A 6,614-nucleotide genomic window follows, 5' to 3' on the forward strand; every position below is an offset into this window, starting at 1 on the left:
TGGCGGTTAAACTAATTATTTAATGGTATAGCTATATCAAAATACAGACATATTAAAACGTCGCTATACGAAAACTAGCCACCCGAATTAAAACAGAAATATATTAAAGAAAAATGACAAATTGATGCGAAATAACGGTTTATACTTATTTTAGTATGCTAGAAGAGTAACGTTAAATACGTCAAATGGTATGAATTAAACACAAAATGTGGCCGAAGGTTTTGGTTACTAACCTTGCGAAAGAAGCCAATCCTACTTTCGCAGAGTTGTGATTGGCTATAGTACTGAATATGAGTCTATTTTAGCATTTTGACATGCATTTCCATTTCTTCACCAATCTGTTTGCGCATATTCATTAGCTTTATTGCTGAATCACGCAGATCGATGTCTTCCTCGGTTACTGGGGTCCATTCTGGTATTTTGGTTGGTTTTCCGCCGGCATCAACCGCAACCATGATAACAATACAGTGAGTGGTCAGTGTTTTGTCTAACTGTTTGGGGTCGCTGGCTTGCACATCAATAGCCACGTGCATAGAGCTTGTTCCGGTATAAATAATTTTGGCACTCACTTCGACGAGGTTACCTACATGAATCGGTGCAACAAAGCGAATTCCGCCAGCGTAAGCGGTGATGCAATATTTACCGCTCCAGCCCGCTGAGCATGCGTAAGCGGCTAAATCGACCCATTTCATTACGGCTCCGCCGTGTACTTTGCCACCAAAATTCACATCGCCAGGTTCCGCTAAAAATCTAAGTGTTATTTCCCTTTGTCGTTTGGCCATTTCCATTTCCTAATTATTTTGACATCCCTTTCAGTATCAAACAAAAATAAGCGAGATAAAAGGGCTATTCGTTGTATGAAAGTAACTTAATTGGCACAATCAGACAATCACTAGCAGATTACCTGACAACATAAGAAAATCTCCATGCGAATTCTTCACACATCAGACTGGCATCTTGGACAGTCGTTTTTTACCAAGAGCAGAAAAAATGAACATCAAGCCTTTATTGAATGGCTGCTTAATTTGGTGCAAGAACAGGAGATTGATGCGGTGATTATTGCTGGTGATGTCTTTGACTCTGGCACACCGCCAAGCTATGCACGTGAATTATATAACCGCTTTGTAGTGCAGATGAATGCTATCAACTGTACCTTAGTTGTGCTCGGAGGGAATCATGATTCAGTATCCATGCTTAATGAATCCAAGCCATTGGTGGAATGTTTAAATACCCATGTTGTAGCGAACACATCGGATGATTATTCTAGTCAAATTATTGAGTTATCATCAAATGGACAGATAGGGGCCCTGCTATGTGCCGTGCCTTTTGTTCGTGCACGAGATGTTATGCATAGTATGGCCGGTTCTTCTGGTACGCAAAAACAGAAGCAACTTGGTGATGCTATTAAGGCTCATTATTTTGCTTTATATAACCAAGCCAAGACAATACGTGAACAGAAAAACTTAGCCGTACCGATTATCACTACTGGTCATTTAACTGCGATGGGAGTAACTAAAGCCGATTCTGAACGCGACATATATATAGGTTCGTTAGATGCTTTTGCCGCAGATGGCTTTCCTCCGGCGGATTATATTGCACTTGGACATATTCACCGACCACAAATAGTCGCTAAGTCAGAGCATATTCGTTATTGCGGGTCACCGATTCCACTAAGCTTTGATGAGCTTAAATTCACTAAACAAGTCGTATTAGTTGAATTTGACCATGAGACACGTACTAAGATACAGATTATTGAGGTGCCTACCTTTCAGAGAATGGCAATATTAAAAGGCGATTTACCATCAATAGAAAAACAACTGCAAACCTTTCGAGATGTTACCGAACAATCACCGGTTTGGTTGGCTGTTGAAGTAGAAGTGCAAGATTTTCTATCTGATTTACAGCAGCGTATTCAATCTTTAACCGAAGATCTTAATGTGGAAGTATTACAACTGCGTCGTGCCAGAAGCCAACAGAAGCAGAGTCTACAACAAGAACAGTTAGAAACACTCTCTGAGTTAACGCCTATCGATGTGTTCGAAAAAAGAGTTGAGCATGAATCGTTGCAATCTGAAGATGAAACAGCAAGGTTAACTAGAATAACAACACGTTTTGAGCAAATCGTAGCAGAAGTAGAAAGTGGAGAACAAAGTGAATGAAAATTTTAAGTCTACGGTTTCAAAATTTAAATTCTTTAAAAGGTGAATGGAAGATAGATTTTACTCAACCTCCTTTTTCTGAATACGGTTTATTTGCGATTACTGGCCCAACAGGAGCAGGTAAAACTACTATTTTAGATGCCATTTGTGTTGGACTTTATCATTCGACGCCAAGGCTAGGCGGTATTACCAATTCAAACAATGAATTGATGACCAGAGGGTGCACAGAATGCTTGTCTGAAGTTGAGTTTGAAGTAAAGGGCAAAGCGTATCGTGCATTTTGGAGTATGAAGCGTGCGCGAGGAAAAGTGGATGGAAATCTTCAACCTGCCACGGTCGAATTAGCCGAAGTACAAACAGGCAAAGTGTTAGCAAACAAAGCGACGATCAAAAATGATTTAATAGAATCCATTACCGGTTTGGACTTTGGACGATTCACCAAATCGATGTTGCTTTCTCAAGGGCAGTTTGCGGCATTCTTAAATGCGAAAGAATCTGAACGAGCGGAATTATTAGAAGAACTGACCGGAACAGAGATTTACAGCCAAATCTCTCAGAAAGTACACCAGCATTATAGTGAAGCGAAAAACACCCTGGCCAATTTAGAAGCGCAAGCCAAAGGCGTGCAACTTCTTAGTCAAGAAGTAAAAACTGAATTGATTTCACAACAAACACAGCTAAATAAACAACAGCAAGCTCGTAAAGCAGAGTTGTCCAAGTTAGAAGAAAAGGTCAATTGGTTTGGCAGCTTAGACAAATACTCTCACCAGAAGGCACAGGCCGAGCTACAGTTAAGCCAAGCAAGCCAGCAGTTGAAGCAAGCCGAACCAGAATTAGAAAAACTCGCGGCGAGTGAACCTGCAGAAAAAATTCGCTCGCCTTATTTGCTTTTGCAGCAAGCCAATCAGCATCGACAACGATTAGAAGCTCAGTTAAGCGATAAGCAAAAAGCCATTCAAGGGTTAGATGATAAGGTAAAGCAGCTTGAGTTAATCACCATTCAAGTAACCGAAAAACAAAGAATCGCTAAACAGAATAACAACCAATTGGAAGATTTAATTAATCAGAAAATCATTCCGTTAGATAACCAGATAAAACTGGAAAACAGTCAATGCGAAACATTACAAAAGCGGTTGACTGAACAGCAACAACAATACGCTGGCTTTCAAACCTTGCAACAGAGGGTAACAAAAGATTTACAACAAGTTGACAAGGCGATTAGCACCATTAGTCAATTTAAACAAACACACCAAGCGGATGCCTCCCTGAGCCAACATATGGCCAAATGGCAAGAACAACTTAAACAGATAGAGCGTCAATCTGAGGATATCCGACAACAAAAAACGAGTCTTGCTGAACTGGAACAACAAATAAACCAATTAGTTGGCCAAGAGAAATTAGCTCAGCAGCAGCAAACAGAAAGTTTCAATCAGTTAGAGCAAAGTAAACAACGCGTCATTCAAATAGAAAATGATAAATCGACGTTACAAGCAACGTTTAATATTGCCGACTCTTTACCAGAAGTAGAAAGCCAATTAGATTCACTAAATAGTCAGTTAGCGGCTTTGCAAAACTTGCAACACCTACAAACCCAGTGGTTTGGTTTTGATGAAGAAAAGCAAGAAAAACTAAAAACGATAAAACAACTTGAACAAAAAAAACAAACTGAAGAGACAACACGTGTTCATTTGAGAGAACAGTATCGATTGCATGAAAATCTGTTTAAATCACTCGAGCAGCAAGTAAAACAAGAACAAGCCTTGCTAGAGCAAGAAAAAGTTTTAGCTAACTATCGTCGCCAATTAGAACAAAATAGCCCTTGTCCTTTGTGTGGCTCCACGGAGCACCCATTAGCTGATCATAACCAAAAATACGATGTGCCAGCAAAACAAGCTGAATTAGATTCGGCAAAGATCGCGCTTGATGATACTCGCAGCCGTGGTTTGGAATGTAGGGGCAATATTGAATTAATTGATGGGCAATTACAAGAAGCCTTCAAGCGTATTAATTGGCTTGAACAGGAACAAAATAAGCTTGTTGAACAGTGGCAACAAGTGGCGAATAGTATCGCTTATTCGCATGGGATTACTGACGATTGGTTAAGCAAGTTTTCTCAGCAGCAACAAGAAAAACGCAGCAATTTGGCCGATTTTATGGTTAAGTTTCGTCATATTGATGGGCAATTACAACGAGCGAAAGAACAAGTAGTACAGGCTCAACAAGTGTATTTTCAGCAGGAATCTGCTACAAAATTACAGCAGCAGCAACGAGAAAATGAACAAAAAAATAAGCACGATGTAATACAACGATTAGAAAACATGAATTCGTCTTTGGCTTTGCAGCAAACCCAACTGATAGCGAGCATTACTGAATGTGGTTACGATTTAGCTACAGATACCGACCTATCGGTGTGGGTCGAACAAAAGCGTGAAGATATGCAAAACTGGCAACTGAACGAACAACGGTTTACCGAGCTTCACACGGAAAGAACCGCATTACAGTCCAATTTGGAAGTACATTTGTCTCGTCTTGCAGAAATAGAGCAAATTCTTGAACAAGAACATCAGCGTTTGCTCGATCAACAGAATAAACGCGATCAATTAGTTGAAAGTCGAACCGAACTATTTGGTGCAAAAGTGGTTGAACAAGAGCGACAAACTAGCCGCCGCGATTTAGCACAGGCCGATGAAATACAGCTTGAAGCAGTGAAACATAGCCAACAAGCGGAACAAGATCTGAAAACAGCCCAAGGTGAATTGACATTATTAACCAGCAACTTAGAGACGGTACAACAGACATACCACGAACAACAGCAAAATTGGTTTACATTGCTTGAGCAAAGCCCGTTTAGTTCGACAGAATTATTTGAAAGCGCTTTGTTAGATTATGAACAACGGCAGCATTTAATCGACTTGAAGACCAGATTAACCTCTGATTTTGAACGGGCACAAGCTGTCGCCGATACCGCTAACAAACAAGTTGAAGAATTGTTAAGTCACCAATATGCCAGCCAATATCAGCAGCAAGATAAAAGCGCAGCTGAGCAAGAATTACAACAGCTGAAAGAACAGATTTCACAGACGTCTAAGCGAGAAGGGGAGTTGCAAAACGAACTTCAATCCGACCAACGTAGACGAGAGCAACAGCAAGGTTTGTTGGACGAAATACAAAGGCTGCGCAATGAGTATGATGATATTCAGTATTTACATTCGCTTATTGGATCGCAAAAAGGTGATAAATTCCGCAAATTTGCACAAGGGTTAACCTTGGACAACTTGGTTCATTTGGCGAACCGTCAATTAGGTCGTTTACATGGTCGTTACCAATTACAACGTAGGCAAGATGAAGGTTTGGAGTTGTCTGTGGTCGATACGTGGCAAGGTGATGTAGTAAGGGATACTAAAACCTTATCTGGCGGAGAAAGTTTTTTGGTTAGTTTGGCGTTAGCTCTTGGTTTGTCTGATTTAGTTAGCCATAAAACCAGTATTGATTCTTTGTTTTTAGATGAAGGTTTTGGCACTTTAGATGCAGAGACCTTAGACCTAGCCTTAGATGCATTGGATAGCTTAAATGCTTCTGGCAAAATGATTGGTGTGATTAGCCACGTTGAAGCGATGAAAGAACGTATACCAGTTCAGCTAAAAGTGAGTAAAAAAAGTGGCTTGGGAGTCAGTGAATTGAATTCGGTTTACCGGGTTACTACTTAATATAACGTGGATGTATCAATGAAAAATAAACGACTATTTATTTTCGATATGGATGGCGTGTTACTCGATTCGGAGCCCTATTGGCGAGCCGCTCAGATTGACTTGCTTGATCAATTTGGTGTGCGAATTTCAAGCGAAGATTGTATTCGAAATACGATGGGTAAGCGAATTGATGATATTGCTATTTTTTGGATCGATGAATTTTCTTTGAATGTTGAACCAGAATATTTTGCCACTTTATTACTGAAAACTACCGCCGGTCTGATTCGACAAAATGCTAAGGCCAATCCAGGTCTTTATTCATTAATTGAATTTTTACAGCAACATAGATTTGTTATCGCGTTGGCTACGTCGTCGAGTAAGGAGATTATCACCGCTGTGCTACAAAAACTTCAGCTCGAAGATGTATTTGCAGTAACAGTGAGCGCCGATTCGGTAAAAAGAGGCAAACCGGCCCCAGATGTATATTTAAACGTTTGTGCTCGGTTGAACATTTCTACCGAATATGCATTAGCGTTAGAAGATAGTTTAACTGGGGTAAAATCTGCGCTCGCTGCCAATATAACCACCATCGCTATACCTGAGACTGGTAATGCAAATGTTGATTTCAGCTCCGCAGATTTTATTGTGAGTAGAATCGGCGATGTGATTAAGTTACTTGAAAGAGATTAAATCCGGGTTAATTTATTTTGGTAACCAACTGTTTGTTTGCTAACTAATAATCTCCAAGTCTTACTAATTGGAGCAA

The 6,614-nt window shown here is 40.2% G+C and carries 4 protein-coding genes; 3 read left to right on the plus strand and 1 reads right to left on the minus strand.

Going from position 1 to position 6,614, the window contains the following annotated elements; genetic code table 11:
* Positions 1 to 296: 296 nt before the first annotated feature.
* On the minus strand, positions 297 to 782 hold the full coding sequence (locus tag R3X26_RS16070) for an acyl-CoA thioesterase (protein ID WP_317718346.1): 486 nt from the start codon (positions 780 to 782) through the stop codon (positions 297 to 299).
* A 144-nt stretch (positions 783 to 926) separates the two neighbouring features.
* Here R3X26_RS16070 and sbcD point away from each other — a divergent pair, with 144 nt between their 5' ends.
* Genes sbcD through R3X26_RS16085 form a run of 3 tightly spaced genes read left to right on the plus strand, consistent with a single transcriptional unit; the run spans position 927 to position 6,538 of the window.
* A complete protein-coding gene (gene sbcD, locus R3X26_RS16075; protein ID WP_317718347.1) occupies positions 927 to 2,159 on the plus strand; it encodes an exonuclease subunit SbcD in 1,233 nt (410 codons plus the stop codon).
* Positions 2,156 to 5,866, plus strand: coding sequence for an SbcC/MukB-like Walker B domain-containing protein (locus R3X26_RS16080; RefSeq protein WP_317718348.1), 3,711 nt, complete (start codon positions 2,156 to 2,158; stop codon positions 5,864 to 5,866). Before sbcD ends, R3X26_RS16080 begins: the two co-directional genes overlap by 4 nt.
* Before the next feature lie 18 nt (positions 5,867 to 5,884).
* A complete protein-coding gene (locus R3X26_RS16085) occupies positions 5,885 to 6,538 on the plus strand; it encodes an HAD-IA family hydrolase (RefSeq protein WP_317718349.1) in 654 nt (217 codons plus the stop codon).
* Positions 6,539 to 6,614 lie beyond the last annotated feature (76 nt).

Origin of the sequence: Vibrio sp. TH_r3 (assembly GCF_033101115.1) — a bacterium.
Taxonomy (GTDB): Bacteria; Pseudomonadota; Gammaproteobacteria; order Enterobacterales; family Vibrionaceae; genus Vibrio.